This window comes from Rhizobium sp. RU35A, assembly GCF_900156005.1.
Taxonomy (GTDB): Bacteria; Pseudomonadota; Alphaproteobacteria; order Rhizobiales; family Rhizobiaceae; genus Neorhizobium; species Neorhizobium straminoryzae.
Genome location: NZ_FTMR01000007.1, coordinates 293,400 through 312,368 on the forward strand (window position 1 = coordinate 293,400; position 18,969 = coordinate 312,368).

An 18,969-nucleotide genomic window follows, 5' to 3' on the forward strand; every position below is an offset into this window, starting at 1 on the left:
CATCAAAAACGCTTCAGCGCCATCATTTTGAGCATGGAGAGCTGGCGACGCCATTGCGGCGACTGCAGCTTGCCGTCCAGCGCATCCTGCGGGCGCCGTGCGGCCTGCTTCAGAACAGGCGCGGCAATCGCGACCGGCAGGAAGGCCGGAACCAGTACGGAAGGCATGCCTGACCTGGCCGCCTTACCCAGGTGCTCCAGCCCAAGCGCGGCAAGCGCACCCACTGCATGTGCGACATTCTCCTTGCGGGCGTCATCCAGGAAACCGTCACGGTCGAGGCCGGTTGCGGACAGGATATCCTGCGGCACATAGACCTGGCCACGGCGGCGGTGCTGCGGCATCAGCAGAAGAAGGCCGGCAACGGCCTGCGCGACGCCGGCATGACCGGCTGTTTCCGCCTGCTGCATGGCGGCAGGGGCATCGAGCACCAGACCGGCCAGTTGAATCAGGGCGGAGGCGATTTCACCCGCATATCCCTCCAGCGCATTGCGGTCCGGCATCGGATCGTCATAAAGATCGAAGATGCGGGCCTCGATCATGTCGGTCAGGCTCTGGCGCGGCAGGCGATGACGCTCCACCGTCTCCATCAGCGCAACAGCCAGCGGATTGCCGCCTGTATCGCCGCTCGCCTGGCCGGAAAGGAGATCGCGCCACCATTGCAGCCGGATCTCGCCAGCCAGCGGCTGCTGCACCACGTCGCGAATCCGGGCGATTTCGGCATTGAAAGCGTAAAGTGCCGCAAGCGCTCCCCGCTTGTCCTCCGGAGACAGGAGGCAGGCCAGATAGCGGTCGCGGTCCGTCTCGCGCAGCGTCGAGAGGCAGATGTCCCAATGGTCGCCGGCAGCAGCCGTCACGGCCTTCCCTCCGCGCAAATTCGGTTCAGACGGCGATGAGCGCCGCAGCCACGGGCCGCGATTCGCCAAGCATGATGTTGTACGTGCGGATGGCCGCCCCGGTTCCCATCGAGTCCGAGGAAATTCCGCGCGCCCGGAACGCCGCCTTCAGCGGTGCCGGCAACGGGCGCAGATCGCGGCCCGTGCCCACAAGCAGAAACTCGACGCCCTCAGCGTACAACACGCGCGAAAATGCATCCACCGTCAGCGGATCGCCCTCAGCCATCTCCCAGGCATAGATGCCCACGGGCAGGCAGATCAGAGAGCCGCGATGCGACATGTCCGCGAAACGAAAGCCGCCATTGCCATAGGCATCGATCGGCGCGCGTCCGGGGAAATGCGCATCGGGACCGGGCAGTTCCACCATCGATCAGACCTTCGCACCGCTGACGTCGGAGGCCTTCTTGGCCCCCTTGGCGGCGGATGCATCCCCGCTTTCGGGGCGCATGTTGAAGGCGATCAGGATCGGCGCGGCGATGTAGATCGAGGAGAATGTCGCAACGACGACGCCCGCGATCATGGCGAAGGTGAAGGACTGGATCACCTCGCCGCCGAACAGATAGAGCGCGATGAGGGCGAGCAGTGTCGTCACCATGGTCAGGATCGTGCGCGACATGGTTTCGTTGATCGACATGTCGATCAGGTCGGCAAGCGGCATCTTCTTGAACTTGCGCATGTTTTCGCGCAAGCGGTCATAGACGACAACCGTATCGTTCAGCGAGTAGCCGACCACGGTCAAGATCGCCGCGATGCTGGTCAGGTTGAACTCGATGCCGGAGACCACGAAGATGCCGAGCGTCAGGATCACGTCATGGATCGTCGCGAGGATTGCACCGACGGCAAACTGCCATTCGAAGCGGAACCAGATATAGACAAGGATGCCGATGAGCGCGCCGAGAACACCGATCGTGGCGGTCTGGCTGAGTTCGCCAGAGACGGCCGGACCGACCACTTCCACGCGACGGAACTCGTAATCCTTCTCCAGCGCGTCACGCACCTTGGCAAGTGCTGTCTGTTCCGCCGTCTCGCCACCGCCCTGGGCCGCGATACGCACGAGAACGCTGTTGGCCTCGCCGAAATTCTGTGCCTGCACCTCGCCAAGGCCGAGACCATCGAGACGGCTGCGCAGATCGGCGAGGTTGGCATCGCCCTCTTTGGCGCGCAGTTCGATGACCGAGCCGCCCTTGAAGTCGACGCCGAGGTTCATGCCGCCGACACCGAAACCGACGATGGAACCGAGAACGAGGATACCGGAAATCGTGAAGGTCCAGCGGCGGATGCCCATGAACTTCACGCCGTTGAAGTCGAAGATTCCGGTGCGGATGCCCTTCGGCAGATGCTTGGGACGGCGCAGCTTGATCCACTCGGCAAACAGCCAGTTGGTCAGGGTATAGGCCGTGAAGATCGTGGTGGCGATACCGATCGCATGGGTGACGGCAAAGCCGCGCACAGGGCCGGTGCCGAGATAGAAGAGAACGACGGCAGCAATCAGCGCCGTCACGTTCGCATCGACGATGGTGCCGAAGGCGCGGTTGAAACCGAGATCAATCGACTGGATCAGCGAGCGTCCGCTCTTGGCCTCTTCGCGGATGCGCTCATAGATCAGAACGTTGGAGTCAACGGCCATACCGATGGTGAGAACGATGCCGGCAATACCCGGAAGCGTCAGCGTCGATCCGAGCACGGTCAGGATCGCGATGGTCATCAGGATGTTGACCGTGAGCGCGATGATCGCCAGCACGCCGAAGAAGCCGTAGAACACCAGCATGAAGACGATGACGAGCAGCGATGCGACGATGCCGGCAATCACGCCGGCACGGATCGAGTCCGCACCGAGGCTCGGGCCGACAGTACGCTCTTCCACCACCGTCAGCGTGGCCGGCAGCGCGCCGGCGCGCAGCAGCACCGCAAGGTCGTTGGCGCTCTGGACCGTGAAGTTGCCGGAAATCTGACCCGAACCACCGACGATCGGTTCGCGGATGACCGGCGCGGAAATGACCTTGTCATCGAGCACGATCGCAAACGGACGGCCGACATTCTGCTGGGTCGCCTGCGCAAAACGCTGGGCGCCGCGGGAATCGAAGCGGAAGGTGACGACAGGCTCGTTGGTCTGCTGATTGAAGCTTGCCTGCGCATCGACCAGGTTCTCACCCGAGATCAGGGCCTGCTTCTCCACGAGATAGGGCGTGGTCGGATCGGAGGCACCATAGAGGACCTGCGAAGCGGCCGGCGGGCGGCCATTGACCGCCTCCTGCGGCGACATGCTGGTATCCACCATGTGGAAGGTCAGCTTGGCCGTCTTGTTGAGGAGGTTCTTCAGACGCTGCGGATCGTTAAGGCCCGGCACCTGAACGGCAATGCGGTCATTGCCCTGGCGGGTAATCAGCGGCTCGGTATTGCCGAGTTCATCAACGCGCCGACGCACGACCTCGGTCGACTGGCTGAGCGCCGAGGACATGCGGTAATTGATCCCCTCATCGGTCAGCGTCAGACGCAGGAGACCTGTTTCCGGCTCATCGAGGCTCGCTTCGCGCAGCGTGGTGCCCATGACCGTGCCAGTGCTGATCGGCTGTACCAGTTCGTTCAGCGCCTTGCGGGCGGCATCGACCTGGGCGGGATCGGTGATGCGAACCTGGATCTGCTGGCCGTTGCCAGTGAGGCCGGTATAGCGGACTCCCGCTTCGCGCAGACGCGTGCGAATATCGCCGATGGTGGTCTCGACACGCTCCTTGACGATCTCGGAGCGATCGATCTTGAGCATCATGTACGAGCCGCCCTGCAGGTCGAGACCGAGCGTCATCTTGTGATGCGGCAGGAAGGACGGATAGTTCTTCAGCTGCGCATCACTCAGCGCATTGGGCAATGCGATGATGATGCTGCCCAGCATGGAAAGCCAGATCAGGAACGTCTTCCAGCGCGGAAAATAGAGCATAGCGGTCTCGAATCGATGGGTGCGGGGCCAGCCGCTCTCGAGCGACTGGCCGAAAGGGATCAGGCGTTTTCGGTCTTGACCGGCTCACCCTTGACGCGGACTTCCGCGATGTAGGTGCGAATGGCGCGGATCTTCACGCCTTCGGCGATTTCCACTTCCAGTTCGTTGTCGTCGATGACCTTGGTGACCTTGCCGGAAATGCCGCCGCCCAGAACAACCTGGTCGCCGCGGCGGATGTTCGACAGGGTTTCCTGGCGCTTCTTCATCTGCTGGCGCTGCGGGCGGATCAGGAAGAAGTACCACACCACCATCAGCGGCGCGAAAAGGAAAAGCATTTCAAGGCCGGAGCCGAACGGAGAGGCGCCGGCGGCACCACCAGTGCTGGCCTGGGCGAATGCTTCAGTAATGAACATCGAGAACTCCCGGATAGACGGATACGGAGGCACCCCCCGCTTCAAGCCGCCGGAATATAGTCGCGATCGGGGTGAATGCAACAGAAACGGCGGCGGGGGCGTACCGAATTCAGGCCTCTTACCCTTTCAGCCTGGAAAACACCATGCTACCCGCAGCGAAAAGGCAGGAAACGGGCTTTTGCCGCGCCAAGGAGGAGATGATGTCCATGGAAGCAACCGCAGAACTGCTGATGGAAGTTCGCCGGCTGGCCGATGCGCTGGAGAGACTTGCGGGCCCGGCGCCGGCCGTGAACGACTGGAACGCCGCCGATTGCTTCGTCTGGGCACCCGCAAACCGCTATCTGCAACCGGTTGCACGGCCGAACCGGGTTGCGCTGCGGCTCATTCGTGGCGTGGATCATGTGCGTGACATCCTGCACGAAAACACGCTTCGCTTTGCCGAGGGCTTCGAAGCCAACAACGTCCTGCTGTGGGGCGCGCGTGGCATGGGCAAGTCATCGCTGGTGAAGGCTGTTCATGCCGATGTGAAGGCTTCTAGCGGCGCCAGCCTGAAACTGGTCGAGGTGCACCGCGAGGATATTTCCACTCTGCCCGCGCTGCTTGATCTTCTGAAAGCGTCCGGCCACCGGGTCATCGTCTTTTGTGACGACCTCTCCTTCGACCATGACGATACCGCCTACAAGTCGCTGAAGGCGGCGCTCGATGGCGGGATCGAAGGCCGGCCGGACAACGTGCTGTTCTACGCCACCTCCAACCGTCGCCACCTGCTGCCGCGCCATATGCTCGAAAACGAGCAATCGACGGCGATCAACCCGTCGGAAGCCGTCGAGGAGAAGGTGTCACTCTCCGACCGCTTCGGCCTGTGGCTTGGTTTCCACAAGTGCAATCAGGATGATTATCTGGCGATGATCGACGGCTATGCCGACCATTTCGCTCTCGATCTCGACCGCGCACAACTGCATCATGAAGCGCTGGAATGGGCAACGACGCGCGGCGGCCGCTCCGGACGCGTCGCCTGGCAATATATCCAGGATCTGGCGGGACGCCTGCGCAAACCCCTGCCCCGCAGTTGAGCAGCGCGCCGTGGCAAGACAGGCCCAGCAGTAGCCATCGCCACAACGACGAAAGCCCGGACGATGCCGGGCTTTCTCGCATTCCCCATACGCACTACTATTCGAGGAACGTCATCGGGTTGACCGGGGTCGCATCCTTGCGCACTTCGAAATGCACCTGCGGACGCTTGGCGTCGCCGCTCATGCCGGACAGCGCCAGCGTCTGGCCACGCTGTACCTTCTGACCGCGCGAGACGCTGATCGAGGCGGCATGACCGTAAACCGTCACCTTGCCATCGTCGTGGCGCACCAGAACCGTGTTGCCGAGCTGCTTCAGGCCATTGCCGGCATAGATGACGACGCCGTTTTCAGCAGCCTTGATCGGCGTGCCCTCGGGAACGGAAATGTCGATGCCGTCATTGCGGTTGCCGTCAACATTGGCGCCGAAGGCGGCGATAACGGCGCCCGTGGCAGGCCAGCGATACTTGCTGATGCCCGTCGATGAGGGAGCCGGCGTGCTGACATCGGATTTGCTTTCCACATCCGAGAGGCTCGCCGTCTGCGTGGTGGCGGGCTTTTCGGTCGCCTTGGCGGGTGTCTGTTCCGAGGATGCGGCAACGGCCGGCTGCGCCTTCGCACCGGCTGCGGTGGCATGCGGCACCGAGGCTGTCTGAACGGCTTCGCCATGGGCACCTGCCACCTTCAGCGTCTGGCCAACCCGCAACTGGCCGTCAGCCAGGCTGTTATCGGCTTTCAGACGATCGATCGGCGTATTGGTGGCGCGGGCAATCTTGCTCAGCGTATCGCCGGGCTTGACGACATAGGAGCCCCCCTTCGGCGGAACGGGCTCACCACCGGAGGGCGGTGTCAACTTGCCGGCCGAATCGGCCTGCGCCTTGTCCCGCGCGGCAGCGGCACCCGGCAGCACGGCGACCTTGTCGCCCTGCGGACGCAGCGGTGCGGGCGCATCGCCGCCATTGGCGAGATCGCCGGAGGCTGCAGCGGCCTTGGCCGCATTGGAACGGGCCGCATAGATCGGGATGATCACATTCTGACCGGGCGTCAGCACCCCGCCATTGGCCTTCAGGATTTCCTTTTCCGGCACACCATAGCGCTGGGACAGGATCTTGGCATTTTCGCCCGGCCGCAGGTTGACGCGCGGCGCATTGGTCGTCGACCAGCCGGGACCAGTGGCGCCGGTTGCTGCACCATCATCGTTCGCCGCGGCCATCCGGCGTGCGGCAACCGGCGAGGGAGAAGACGTGGCCGGCATCGGCTGCGCCATCGCTTCCTGACGGGCAGGCGCTTCACCGAGCGGCGGAAGACTGGACTGACTGACGGCACCCGCCGGAGGCGCAAGCGCTGCCCGCTGGATGGGCGCGGCCGAACTGCGGGCCGGCGACACGCTGGCCGGCGCATAGCCACCCTGAGCCTGCTGCGGATAAGGCTGGCCGTAGCCGCCGCCACCCTGCGAATAGCCTTGAGAATCGCCGCCGACATCGCCGCTCGGAACCGGGGCTGTTCCGTAGGCGCCGGATCCCTGCCTCTGCGGGATCGAGGCTGTCGTCATATTATCGCTTCCGGGAAAGAGACCGGAGAAGCGAGTGGCGTCGGAACTGCATCCCGTTGCTGCACTCGCCAGAAAAGCCGCCACCGCCATCCGGGTGACCGACCTTCTCATCATTGACGAACTCTTCAAACGCATGACTCGACCCAACTGACACGACCTATTTCGTGATCCATTAAAGACCGTTAGTCTTACCGTTGGGTTAAGGCGCTGCCGCGCGCTTCATTTTTTTGGCAAATTGCTAACCATGACTCGTGATCAGCATCAGCGGCACGCTCACAGATGAACCGCGATGTGCGACACAAGCGGCAGATAGGGCGCCGGAAACAGATCCTCGCGCTCGAATCGGCTGCCAACCTTGGTCAGCCGAATCATCATGCAGCGATCCTCGCCCGTCATCAGCGGCGCAATCATCGAGCCGCCATGCACGAGTTGTTCGGCATAGAATCGCGGAATGGCGTCGAAGGCGGCGGTCACCAGAATGCGGTCGAAGGTCCCCTCCCCCTGCAGACCGTTGCTGCCATCGGCCTGACGGATGATGACATTGCGCATGCCGAGCGCTTCAAGGCGTCCCTGCGCGGCCTTGACCAGGGTGCGAAAACGCTCCAGCGACAGCACCCGCTCGGCGATGCGGCCCATCACGGCGGCGGTAAAGCCGCTGCCCGTGCCGATGTCGAGCACCCGGTGGCCTGGTTTCACATGCAACTGCGCAAGAAGACGCGCGGCGAGATCCGCCCCTTCCATGAACGATCCACATTCGATGGGAATGGTTCGGCTTGAATAGGCATCCGTGACGAATTGCGGGGGCACAAACTGGCTGCGCGGCGTCTGTTCGATCGCCGTCAGGAGGTCGAGATCGGTAACGCCCTGGGCCCGCAAACGAAGCACCAGGGCAGCAAACCCTTCCTTCTCGATCATGCCTGATTTCAAGCACCTGCTCCCAAGGCCTGTCCGACGGCCGCCAGCATGGCGTGATCCGTCAGGTCGAGCTTCAACGGGGTCACGGAAATCCGGTTGTCGCGCAGGGCGTGGATATCGGTGCCGGGCGCAAACTGTCCGGTACGATTGCCGAAACGCAGCCAGAAATACGGATTGCCGCGCCCATCCTGCCGCTCATCGACCACGATGCCAAAATCCGTCTTGCCCTGCGCCGTCACTGTCACCCCTGTCACCGCATCGACGGTGCAGGGCGGGAAGTTGAGGTTCAGGAAGGTGCCCGCGGGCAGCTCGAGCGCGATCAGCTTGCGGATCAGATCCGGTGCATGCACCTCTACCGTTGCCCAGGGCAGGCTGCGCTTGCCTTCCTCGTACTGCACGGCCTGGCTCAGCGCCAGCGAACGGATACCCTGGATGGTGCCCTCGATGGCGCCTGCAATCGTACCGGAATAGGTCACGTCGTCGGCAATGTTGGAGCCTGCATTGATGCCCGACAGGATAAGGTCGGGCTTGCGATCCAGCACATGGCGGATGCCCATGATCACGCAGTCGGTCGGCGTGCCGCGCACCGCAAAATGCCGGTGGCCGACCTCGCGCAGGCGCAAGGGTTCCGACAGCGTCAGCGAATGGGCAAGACCGCTCTGATCGGTTTCCGGCGCAACGATCCACACATCGTCGGAGAGGGTGCGGGCGATGCGTTCGAGCACCGCCAGCCCCTCGGCATGAATGCCATCATCGTTGGTGAGCAGGATCCGCATTGTTCCCTCACGCGCTCCGTTCGATCTTCGTCAGACCTCCCATATAGGGCAGAAGCGCATCGGGGATGGTCACGGAACCGTCCTCGTTCAGATAATTTTCGAGAACGGCGATCAGGCAGCGACCGACGGCGGTGCCGGACCCGTTCAGCGTATGCACGAAACGCGGCGCCTTCTCGTCCTTGACGCGGTAGCGCGCATTCATGCGCCGTGCCTGGAAATCGCCGCAGACCGAACAGGACGAGATTTCGCGGTAGGTATTCTGCCCCGGCAGCCAGACCTCGAGGTCATAGGTCTTGCGCGCGCCGAATCCCATGTCGCCGGTGCAGAGCGTCATGGTGCGGAAATGCAGGCCGAGGCGCTTCAGCACCTCTTCCGCACAGGCCGTCATGCGTTCGTGTTCAGCAACCGAGCTTTCCGCGTCCGTGATGGAGACGAGCTCACACTTCCAGAACTGGTGCTGGCGCAGCATGCCGCGCGTATCGCGACCGGCGGAACCGGCTTCCGAGCGGAAGGACGGCGTCAGTGCGGTGAAGCGCAGGGGCAGTTGCTCCTGCTCCAGGATCTCCTGGGAGACGAGATTGGTCAGCGTCACTTCCGCCGTCGGGATCAGCCAACGGCCGTCGGTGGTGCGGAACAGGTCTTCGGCGAACTTCGGAAGCTGCCCGGTGCCATACATGGCCTCGTCACGCACCATCAGCGGCGAGGATACTTCCGTATAGCCGTGTTCGGTGGTGTGCAGGTCGATCATGAACTGGCCAAGGGCGCGTTCCAGCTTTGCAAGCTGGCCCGTCAGCACCGTGAAGCGCGAGCCGGACAGCTTTGCCGCCCGGTCGAAATCCATCATGCCGAGCGCTTCGCCGATGTCGAAATGCTCCTTGGCTGGGTGGTTCCAGCGCGGCTTCTCACCGACAACGCGGGCGACAACATTGTCATGTTCGTCCTTGCCGACCGGCACGTCATCGAGCGGAATGTTCGGGATACGCGACAGAACGTCGTCCAGCGCGGCGATCGCCTCACGCTCCTTCTGTTCGAGGACCGGCATCTCGTCCTTGAGGCTCGCCACCTCGGCCTTCAGCTTTTCAGCAAGCTCCTGGTTCTTCTGCGCCATGGCGGCGCCGATCTCCTTGGAGGCGGCATTGCGGCGGGACTGCATGTCCTGAAGTGTCTGGATGACGGAGCGGCGCGTTTCATCCAGTGCAATGATGGCGTCGGCCTGCGGTTCTGCACCGCGCTTCTTCAGCGCCTCGTCGAGGGCCGCGGGGTTCTCACGTATCCACTTGATATCGAGCATCGTCGTTCCAGATCGCCTGCGGTTGAGGCCGAGAGGATGAGCCCGGCCGAAAAATCTTGCTCCGGCCGAGATATCCCGTTCTGCCGGAACGGATGCTACGCCTCGTCGGACGTGCTGACGGAGGATGAACTGGCGTCCTGGACGGCCGCAGTTTCACTCGCGCGCTTCTTTTCCACGAGTCGAGCGGCGTAGATGGAGACCTCGTAGAGAAGGATCGTCGGCAGTGCAAGACCGATCTGGGACATCGGATCCGGAGGGGTCAGCACGGCGGCCACGACGAAAGCCAGCACGATGGCGAACTTGCGCTTCTCCACCAGCCAGGTGCTGGTGAGCAGCCCGACGCGCGCAAGAAGCGTCGTCACGACGGGCAACTGGAACACCAGTCCAAAGGACATGACCAGTGTCATGATCAGCGACAGGTATTCCGACACCTTGGGCATCAGGGAGATCGCCACCTCGCCTTCACCGGGCTTCTGCTGCATGGCGAGGAAGAACCACATCACCATCGGCGTGAAGAAGAAATAGACCAGAGCAGCCCCGAGCAGGAACAGCACGGGAGACGCAATCAGGAACGGCAGGAAGGCGGCACGCTCGTTCTTGTAGAGACCGGGCGCCACGAACTTGTAGAGCTGCGAGGCGATGATCGGGAAGGCGATGACCAGAGCGCCGAACATCGCCACCTTCACCTGCGTGAAGAAGAATTCCTGCGGTGCGGTGTAGATCAGTTCGGACTTCGCCACATCCAGACCGGCCCAGACGACGGCCCATTTGTAAGGAATGACCAGCAGATTGAAGAGCTGCTTGGCGAAGAAGAAGCACACCAGGAAGGCCACGAAGAACGCGGCCAGCGACCAGATGAGCCGCGTGCGCAGTTCCATCAGATGCTCGATGAGCGGCTGAGGCTTGTCGTCGATATCGCCGGTCATGCATTATCCTTGGGCGTGGCTGGCTTCTTGCGCGGACGCGGTGCGGGCTTGGCCGCATGAGCGGTTTCCGCAACCGGCGCGGTCGAAGCGGTTTCGGTCACGGCAGGCTTGGCAGTCCGCGCGCGACGGACCGCAGACTTTACTGCCGGCACCGGCTCGGCCACGACAGCGACCTCCACCTTCGGCTTGCGCGGGGCGCGCGGCTTCTTCACCGGTGCGGCAGATATCGGTTCCGATTGTGCAGGCGAAGAGGATGCCGCAGGTGCTGCAGGCGCCGCAGCTGCCGCAGTGATTGAAGACGGCGCAGAAGCAGCCCCCGATGACACGGAAGCGACAGAGGCGGTCGGCGTCGAAGCCTGCGCCGCGGCCGGCTGCGCAGGCGCAGGCGGCGCTGCAGCATGCACCGGAGCAACAGCCGGTGGCGTCTCCGGCAGCGAGAGCCCGGAGGTTGGCAACAGCGATTCGATTCCGGCAGCATTCTCTCCTGCCGCCTGCCCATCCGTCGCTTCGGCGGATGGCAGCGTCGTCGCCTTCTGGAGATCGTTGCGGATCTCGTTGCCCATCTCGCGCAGCGGATTGATCGCCTCGCGCAGCGCATTGGCCGGGTGGAAGCGCTGGGCGTCCGAAATCGTCTGGCGCAGATCGTCCATGTCGGCCTCGCGCAGGGCCTGGTCGAACTGCGTGCGGAAGTCACCCGCCATTTTTCGCAGATTGGCCGTCATTTTGCCGAAGGCACGCAACATCGGCGGCAGATCCTTCGGCCCGACGACAACGATCAAGACGACCGCGATGACTAAGAGTTCGGTCCAGCCGATGTCCAGCATGTATGACGCTCCTCGGGAGACGCGCCCCCACCGGGGCGCGGCACCGGATGCTTACTTGGTTTCTTCCGGCTTGTGGTCCACGGTCTTCGCCGTTGTCGCGGGCGGCGTCTCGTCCTCGTCAGCCATGCCCTTCTTGAAGCTCTTGATACCCTTGGCGACATCGCCCATCAGGTCTGGAATCTTGCCGCGCCCGAAGAAGATGAGCACGATGACCAGAACGATCAGCCAGTGCCAGATGCTAAAAGAACCCATGACTCCACTCCATGATTGCGCGTTCTTGCCGATGTAAGACGTTTAGTCCACTTTTTCAAACACCAAAATATCGCCGTCCGAAACCTTTATGGTCACGTCTGTGAGACCATCCGGCAGCTGGTCGGCGCGAATGCGGGCCCTGAGCGGCTCATCCAGCCCGTCCACGGCAAGCGTGAGCAGTTCCACGACACCCAGGAAGCGGCGGGTCAGGATGCGGGCGCGGATGGTACCGGCCGATTCCGAGACCATGACCTGCGAGATGCGAACCGCCACATCCACAACCGTACCGTCAGCCAGACCGGACGCATCGCCCCGCCCGAGCGGCGTTGCCACAGCGCCGTGGCGTACCCTGCCCTGCAGACGGTTGATCTCGGAGAAGAAGCCCGCGGCAAACAGCGATTGCGGACGGCGATAGAGATCCTGCGAACGGCCGAGCTGCACCAGACGGCCGTGGTTCAGAAGCGCGATCCGATCGCCCATGCGCATGGCCTCCTCCGCGTCATGCGTCACGACGATGGCCGTTGCGCGCGACTGGCGCAGCACATCCAGGGTGTCAGCGCGGATCGTATCCTTAAGGCGCGAGTCGAGGCCGCTGAACGGCTCGTCCATCAGCAGAACGCCGGGGCGCGGGGCAAGCGCACGGGCAAGCGCCACACGCTGCTGTTCCCCGCCCGAAAGCGCATGCGGAAATTTGTCGGCATAATGCGAGAGCCCTACCCGCTCCAGCGCCACCATGGCCTCGGCATGGGCAGCCTTCGCCGGCATCGCGGTGAGGCCGAAGCGGACATTGTCCAGGACGCTCAGATGCGGAAACAGCGCATAATCCTGGAACATCAGCCCGACGCCACGCTTTTCCGGCGGCACGAACAGATCGGGTCCGGCAACCACCCGACCGTCGATCAGCACGCGGCCAGAAGTCTGGGCCTCGATGCCGGCGGCAATCCGCAGCAGGGTCGTCTTGCCGGAACCGGACGGGCCGAGCAGGCACAGCACCTCGCCCGGACGCGCCTCCAGCGAAATGTCGCGGATCGTTTCCTTGCCGTGATAGCTGTGGCGGATGTTCTCGAAGGCGAGGCTGGCCGCAAATGTCACGCCGGCGGGGCGGCGCGGGGATGTCGGCAGCCCTTCGGGCGCGATGTCGTTCATGAGCTTCTGGCCTTCGTCATGCCATGCTGGGAAAGATGCCGTTCTCTAAAGATGAACGTGCTATTCCTCTTCTCCACCACCGGGAGTCAAGAGGCCAAGCTCCTCAAGATCCAGCTGGGTGATCGGATCTTCCTCTTCGGACAACTCATCCGCCGACATTGGCACGGGAATGCGGAAGTCCGGCGGGATGCGGCCGGACAACAGTCCCGCTCCCTTCAATTCCTCCAGCCCCGGCAGGTCGCGGATTTCTTCGAGGCCGAAATGATCGAGAAAGCGGGGTGTCGTGCCGAGCGTGACCGGACGGCCGGGCGTGCGACGACGGCCGCGAAAGCGCACCCAGCCAGCCTCCATCAGCACGTCCAGCGTGCCGCGCGAGGTCTGGACGCCGCGGATCTCCTCGATCTCGGCGCGCGTCACCGGCTGGTGGTAGGCGATGATTGCCAGCACCTCCAGCGCCGCTCTTGACAGCTTCCTGCTCTCGGTCTCGTCACGGCGGATGACGAAGGAGAGATCCGCAGCGGTGCGGAAAGCCCAGCGATCCTCGACGCGGACCAGATTGACACCCCGCCCGGCATACAGCTGTACCAGCCGCGCCATCACGGTCCGCACATCCGTTCCGCGTGGCAGGCGCTCCAGCAGGAAGGCTTCGGACACCGGCTCCGCGGAGGCGAACACCAAAGCCTCGGCGATGCGCTCCGCCTCAAGATCCAGCGCCGTCCGCACAGGCTCCCGCTCCTCGGCGGGTGCATCCTCCTGCTCTTCGAAAACCTGCACGCCCCTCTCCTATTCGCCGGTCGCGCCGCCGGGGCGTCCCGGACCGCGACGCATGTAGATCGGCTGGAAGACCCCATCCTGCCGGATTTCCAGCTTGCCTTCCCGCACCAGTTCGAGCGAGGCGGCAAAGGCGCTCGCGGTTGCCGTTACCCGGTCACCCGGCGGCATGTAGTCGAGAAGATAGTGCTGCAGCGCCGTCCAGTCGCTGATCTCGCCCAGCATGGTGGTCAGCAGCTCGCGTGCCTCCACCAGCGACCACACCTTGCGCCGCTCGATGGTGACCTGTGTCACCGCCTGCCTCTGCCGCAGATTGGCATAGGCATGCAGGAGATCGTAGAGATTGGCCTCGAAGCTTGCGCCGTTGCGTTCTGGAATGTGCTCCGGCGCCCCGCGGGCAAACACGTCGCGGCCGAGCCGGTTGCGGTTGATCAGCCGCGTCGCTGCTTCGCGCATCGCTTCCAGGCGTTTCAGGCGGAAGGCCAGCGTCGCGGCCATTTCCTCGCCCGTCGGCCCGTCATCCTGCCGTGCCTGCTGCGGAATCAGCAGCTTGGATTTCAGATAGGCGAGCCAGGCCGCCATCACCAGATAATCGGCGGCAAGTTCGATGCGCACGCGGCGCGCGCTTTCGACGAACAGCAGATATTGTTCAGCCAGCGCCAGCACCGAAATACGCGCCAGATCCACCTTCTGCGTGCGGGCCAGATGCAGAAGAAGATCGAGCGGGCCTTCGAAGCCACCGACATCGATGACGAGCGCCGGCTCCGTCGAGCCGCGCGCATCGCTGTCCTGCCAGAGCCTGTCCATTGGAGTGGCAGACTGTGATATGTCACCGGCCATGTTCCGCCCCACCTTCGCCGACCGCACCGTCCGGGCACCGTCAGCACTTGCCGCCCGCGCGGCTCAGACTCCGCCGATCAGAGCCCGGAATTCGGCGCGCGCCGCGTCTTCGCTGGTGGCGTCGGGCGTCGGAAACGCCGCTTCCACGGCCTTTGCCCGCTCCAGCGATCTGCCCGACAGCACCGGTACCCGTTCCACCACAGCCTTCATTTCGTCCATCAGCCCGTTGCAATGCAAGACAATATCGCAGCCGCCTGCCAGAATGTCGGCCGCGCGCTCGCCGATCGTGCCCTTCAGCGCATTCATCGAGCTGTCGTCGGAGAGCAGCAGCCCATCGAAGCCGATATGGCCTCGAATGATCTCACTGATAACGATCGGCGAAGTGGTGGCAGGCCGCTCTGCATCGATCGCGGTGAAGAGAATATGCGCGCTCATGCCCATCAACTCGCTGCGGAGGGCACGGAAGGGCGCGAAATCCTGTGCCTCCAGCTCGACGCGGCTGGCGTGGACCACCGGCAGGTCGTGATGCGAATCGGCCATGGCGCGGCCGTGGCCGGGCATGTGCTTCATGACCGGCAGCATGCCGCCGGCCTTCAACCCTTCCGCTGCCGCCGTCCCGAGTGCGGTCACCATGGCAGGATCGCTGCCGTAGGAGCGGTTGCCGATTGCCTGCGTGGCGCCCTCGATCAGAACATCCAGCACCGGCAGGCAATCGATAGTGATGCCGAGTCTTGTCAGGTCGAAGGCATGCAGACGCGACATCAGCCAGGCAGCGCGAAGGCCGGCGCCGCGATCGGCAGCGTAAATCTCGCCGAGACGCGCGGCTGGCGGATAGGCCTCCACATGCGGCGGGCGAATGCGCTGCACGCGGCCGCCCTCCTGATCGATCAGCACCGGGGCATCCGGCCGGCCAACGCTGTCGCGAAGGTCCGCCACGAGATCGCGGATCTGCTGCGGCTCCCCGCAATTGCGGGCAAACAGGATGAAACCCCAGGGCCGCTCGTCGCGATAAAACGCCTTTTCATCGGCGCTCAGCGTCTGGCCGGCGCAGCCGAGGATCATGGCTTTGGACTGGGTGTTGGCTTGGCTCATGGCTCTATTGTTCCCCTCGACGGCTGACGGATGGCTGAGACCCTTCATCATCCGCGCATTCTTGCTCAAGAAAAACGGGGCACCAGGGCCCCGTTTCGATATCGTTCTCGCAGCTTCCCTCTGACGCCGCTGCGGCCATCAGCGGGCAATCAGGCAGGTCCCACCGGCTGCGCGATAGCTTTCGCAGAGCGCCGCCGCCTCGTCGCGCGACGCACCGGCGGCCACACGAACACGGAAGAAGGTGCCCTTGCCCGGCACGTCGGCGCGCGCGATGTCATGCGCACGCCCACCCAGCAGGCTCGCATATTTGGAAGACAGATTGCGGTAGGACTTCTGCGCATCCGCTTCGCTCGGCAGCGATGCGATCTGGATGTAGTAGCCGCCACCAGGCACTCCCGCCGAGGCAGCAGCGGGCGTTGCAGCCGGCTGTGCGACGGCAGCCTGCGCCTGCGGTGCAGCAGCCTGACGTGCGGCGGCCTGATCGTTGACGGAGGCCACCACATTGACCGGCTGCACGGAAGGACGAGCCGTCGGAACCGGCATTCCGGGCTGCGGCACGCCTGCCGGAGCCTGAGCAGCTGCCGGTGCCTGAGCCGTTCCGGTCAACGTGGTCGTCTTGGCAACGTCAACACCCGCCATGTCGGTTGCAGCACCGGGCTGCGGCTGCGCGATAGCCGGCACAGATGCGGACGTTGTCGGATCGGTCGAATGCGATGCGGCTGCCGTCTTTGCTGCAGCAGGCTGAGCGGGAACGTCGGTCACCTGCTCGACGAGCGTGCCGTCCGGGCGTACGATCATGGTCTTCACGCGGCGCGGCATGACGGCCAGCTGGTCGCCATTGGCACCAGCCTGCTCACCGGGCTTGCCGTGCTGCTGCGGCAGAAGGCGCGGATCCTGCGTATCGGCCGTCGCCGTGGCGGCGGGCGCGGCATCGGCAGCCTCTTCCTCGCCCTGCAGCGGGAGATTGTCGGGCATCAGGGTCTTCTGCACGACATCCATCGGCTGCTCTTCGGACGAGATCAGAGAAGACTGCTTGGGATCGTGCATGGCACCGCTGGCAACGCGGTCATAGACGGCCTTGTCCTGGTTCGGCACGGTTTTGCCGCCCGGATTTTCCGGCGCGACCTTCACCGCATCGGTATCCGCGGCGATGATGACGGGCGCACCGTCGCCCCCGAGCTTACGGGTATCGCTCGCAAACCAGGCATAGCCGGACACGCCGACGATCACCAGAAGGCCGGCAGCCGACGCCGGCAGAAGCCAGCGCGGCGTGCGGCGGCGGGCGTCTGCAGGATAGACGTCGTAAGGCTCGTCATCCTCGTCGTCCTCCGATGCCGCCGGCTGGATGGACTGGGCCATCGCCCGGCGGAAATCCTCTTCGAGGGCGCGCTCGAAGTCCTCGAACTCGCGGCCGGACAATTCCTGCTTCGGTGCTGGAGCCACGGCCGCAGCCGGCTGGCTCGTGGTCGTGGTCGTGGTCGTGGTCGTGGCAACGGTTGCCGTCGCCCGCGAGCGCGGCGCTTCATGGCTCTTCGGACGCGCGGGCTGATCGATAAGCGTCGCCAGCTCCGAATCGAGATGCAGATCGAAATCCGAATGGGCAGGCGCCTGCTGCTCCGGCTCGTGCGGCGTCAGATCCGGCACATCGAGTTCCGGAACAGTCTCGATCACGTCGTCGGTTTCGGCAAACAGCGCCGGATCGAAGGGATCAGCGCCAGCGGGTACATCTTCCACCTCTGCACCCGCCGCCTTGCGGGGCTCGGGCTCGGCAACGGTCGCAGCCGAGCGGGAGTTCATCAGGAACGCCGGAATGGCAGGACCGAGCGTTGACACCTCGGGCGCTGGACGCGGCGCGGGCGCCGCAACCACACGAGCAGCGGATGCGCTGACCGAGCCGGTGGCGACAGACGGAGCGTGAACCGCAGGCGCGGGACGGGCATCGACCGGCGCAACCGGTTCATCTACGCGCGGCGCCACGGGGCGCGCGTCGAGCGGGGTTGCAACGGCTGCAACACGATCTGCTGCCGGCTGGGCCGCGGCCGTCGCGGACGCGCGGTCGTCAAAAGGCAGAATGTCGGAGAAATCGAGATCAAGGTCGAGATCGTCGAGACTCAATTCGAAATCGGCATCATGCATCAGGTCGGCCGAAACCTCCTCGCGCACCGGCTGGGCGGCACCTGCCGCAGGACGCGGAGGAGCGCGGAGATCACGCTCGATCTCGACCGGTGCCTCGTCCCGGGGCGAAAAGCGTGCAGCGACAGCCGGAAGATCCGGCATCTCGATCTCGTCCAGCTCAAGTTCGGGTTCGGGTTCGGCAGCCGTAACACGGCTTTCCGCCGCGGCCGGAAGATAGGTATCCTCCATCGGCATGCGTGCCGGGGAGCGCGCCGGCACCGGCTCGGGACGCGCCGTCAGGGGGTCCGCGTCCGCGAAGGGGTCGGCAGCAAGGGGGGTGTCGCGCACGGCCGTTGCCACCGGTTCGCGCACCGGCTCGGCGGCACGCACGAAATTGGTCAGCGGCATGCGAAAGCCCGGCTCATAGGCCTTGGCCGGCGGGCGGGTATGGGTCTTGCGACCGGCCAGCGCCGGGGAGACGGGCGCAAGCGACGTTTCCAGTTCCGAGATCAGGTCCAGCTCGAAATCCGGCTCCATCGCGGGTGCCGGTGCCACGGCGATGGGGCGCGCAGACGATTGCTCGGGCTCGACAAGGGCAGGTGCCGGCGCAGAGCGCTGCGTCAAAGCCGCATCGTCGCGACCGAAACCGAAGGCAGCGTAGGCATCAGGCGCATCGAACGACGGCACATCGACAGACGACACAGGCGACGCATCGACATCCCGTCGGGCAGCAGGCTCGGGAGCGCGGTCAGCACGGATCAGATCATCAACACGGGCAACGTCGTGATGTGCCGCAAAACCGGTCGCGAACGGGTCAGGTTCGGCAAAGGGATCGGCGGGGTGCGGCACACGGCGATCATCAACGCGCCGCATCTCATGCAGCGGCACGGCCGGCTCGACAGGCCCTTTGGGCTCGAAGGCCGGCTCCGGCGTCAGCGAAAAATCGCCGACGGGATCGAGCCTTGGCGAATCGTAGCTTTCGAACTCCCGCAGAAGTTCGTCTTCGAGATTGAAGGCCGGCTCACGACGCGACGAGCCACGCGGCTCCGGCCGCTCGTCATACCCAGCGATGCGGGCAAGCTCCGCCAGCGGATCGTCATCGGCAAAAAAGTCCGGTCCGCTCATACGGCCAGGTGCAACGCTGTTGTCTGCCATTCCCTC

General features: G+C 64.3%; 17 protein-coding genes. 1 reads left to right on the top strand and 16 read right to left on the bottom strand.

The window, feature by feature from the left end; translation table 11 throughout:
* Positions 1-2: 2 nt before the first annotated feature.
* From F3H95_RS17465 to yajC, 4 genes are read right to left on the bottom strand one after another with little or no spacing between them, the layout of a single operon-like run.
* A complete protein-coding gene (locus F3H95_RS17465) occupies positions 3-854 on the bottom strand; it encodes a phytoene/squalene synthase family protein (protein WP_149746920.1) in 852 nt (283 codons plus the stop codon).
* A gap of 25 nt (positions 855-879) precedes the next feature.
* Positions 880-1,260, bottom strand: coding sequence for an Mth938-like domain-containing protein (locus tag F3H95_RS17470; RefSeq protein ID WP_149746921.1), 381 nt, complete (start codon positions 1,258-1,260; stop codon positions 880-882).
* Between the two features lie 3 nt (positions 1,261-1,263).
* Positions 1,264-3,825, bottom strand: a complete 2,562-nt coding sequence (secDF, locus tag F3H95_RS17475) for a protein translocase subunit SecDF (RefSeq protein ID WP_149746922.1) — start codon at positions 3,823-3,825, stop codon at positions 1,264-1,266.
* Positions 3,826-3,884: 59 nt separating this feature from the next.
* Positions 3,885-4,238 (bottom strand): preprotein translocase subunit YajC, encoded by a 354-nt coding sequence (yajC, locus tag F3H95_RS17480; protein ID WP_142881075.1) that lies wholly within the window; start codon positions 4,236-4,238, stop codon positions 3,885-3,887.
* A 200-nt stretch (positions 4,239-4,438) separates the two neighbouring features.
* Between yajC and F3H95_RS17485 the strand changes: the two genes are divergently transcribed.
* Positions 4,439-5,311, top strand: a complete 873-nt coding sequence (locus F3H95_RS17485) for an ATP-binding protein (RefSeq protein WP_149746923.1) — start codon at positions 4,439-4,441, stop codon at positions 5,309-5,311.
* A gap of 97 nt (positions 5,312-5,408) precedes the next feature.
* On the opposite strand, the gene F3H95_RS17490 is transcribed toward F3H95_RS17485, so the two are convergent.
* The 12 genes from F3H95_RS17490 to F3H95_RS17545 form a co-directional block, all read right to left on the bottom strand.
* Positions 5,409-6,950, bottom strand: a complete 1,542-nt coding sequence (locus tag F3H95_RS17490) for a peptidoglycan DD-metalloendopeptidase family protein (protein WP_149746966.1) — start codon at positions 6,948-6,950, stop codon at positions 5,409-5,411.
* Between the two features lie 183 nt (positions 6,951-7,133).
* Positions 7,134-7,787, bottom strand: a complete 654-nt coding sequence (locus tag F3H95_RS17495; protein ID WP_142881077.1) for a protein-L-isoaspartate(D-aspartate) O-methyltransferase — start codon at positions 7,785-7,787, stop codon at positions 7,134-7,136.
* Entirely contained in the window at positions 7,784-8,551 is a 768-nt protein-coding gene (gene surE, locus F3H95_RS17500; RefSeq protein WP_149746924.1) for a 5'/3'-nucleotidase SurE, read from the bottom strand. Before surE ends, F3H95_RS17495 begins: the two co-directional genes overlap by 4 nt.
* A 7-nt stretch (positions 8,552-8,558) precedes the next feature.
* A complete protein-coding gene (gene serS / locus F3H95_RS17505) occupies positions 8,559-9,842 on the bottom strand; it encodes a serine--tRNA ligase (protein ID WP_149746925.1) in 1,284 nt (427 codons plus the stop codon).
* A 95-nt stretch (positions 9,843-9,937) separates the two neighbouring features.
* Positions 9,938-10,768, bottom strand: a complete 831-nt coding sequence (tatC, locus tag F3H95_RS17510; RefSeq protein WP_142881080.1) for a twin-arginine translocase subunit TatC — start codon at positions 10,766-10,768, stop codon at positions 9,938-9,940.
* Positions 10,765-11,592: a Sec-independent protein translocase protein TatB gene (tatB, locus tag F3H95_RS17515; protein WP_149746926.1), complete on the bottom strand. Its 828-nt coding sequence runs from the start codon at positions 11,590-11,592 to the stop codon at positions 10,765-10,767. The genes tatC and tatB overlap by 4 nt, the downstream gene beginning before the upstream one ends.
* Positions 11,593-11,643: 51 nt before the next feature.
* Entirely contained in the window at positions 11,644-11,844 is a 201-nt protein-coding gene (locus F3H95_RS17520; RefSeq protein WP_142881082.1) for a twin-arginine translocase TatA/TatE family subunit, read from the bottom strand.
* A 42-nt stretch (positions 11,845-11,886) separates the two neighbouring features.
* Positions 11,887-12,990 (bottom strand): ABC transporter ATP-binding protein, encoded by a 1,104-nt coding sequence (locus F3H95_RS17525; protein ID WP_149746927.1) that lies wholly within the window; start codon positions 12,988-12,990, stop codon positions 11,887-11,889.
* A gap of 60 nt (positions 12,991-13,050) precedes the next feature.
* Positions 13,051-13,713 carry an SMC-Scp complex subunit ScpB gene (scpB, locus tag F3H95_RS17530; protein ID WP_244618057.1) on the bottom strand — a complete coding sequence of 221 codons (663 nt, stop codon included), beginning with the start codon at positions 13,711-13,713 and terminating at the stop codon, positions 13,051-13,053.
* Between the two features lie 60 nt (positions 13,714-13,773).
* Positions 13,774-14,601 carry a ScpA family protein gene (locus F3H95_RS17535; RefSeq protein ID WP_142881085.1) on the bottom strand — a complete coding sequence of 276 codons (828 nt, stop codon included), beginning with the start codon at positions 14,599-14,601 and terminating at the stop codon, positions 13,774-13,776.
* Between the two features lie 63 nt (positions 14,602-14,664).
* Complete coding sequence (gene nagZ, locus F3H95_RS17540) at positions 14,665-15,663, bottom strand: beta-N-acetylhexosaminidase (RefSeq protein WP_142881091.1); 999 nt, start codon at positions 15,661-15,663, stop codon at positions 14,665-14,667.
* 168 nt (positions 15,664-15,831) lie between these two features.
* Positions 15,832-18,963: an SPOR domain-containing protein gene (locus F3H95_RS17545; RefSeq protein WP_149746928.1), complete on the bottom strand. Its 3,132-nt coding sequence runs from the start codon at positions 18,961-18,963 to the stop codon at positions 15,832-15,834.
* Between the last annotated feature and the right edge of the window lie 6 nt (positions 18,964-18,969).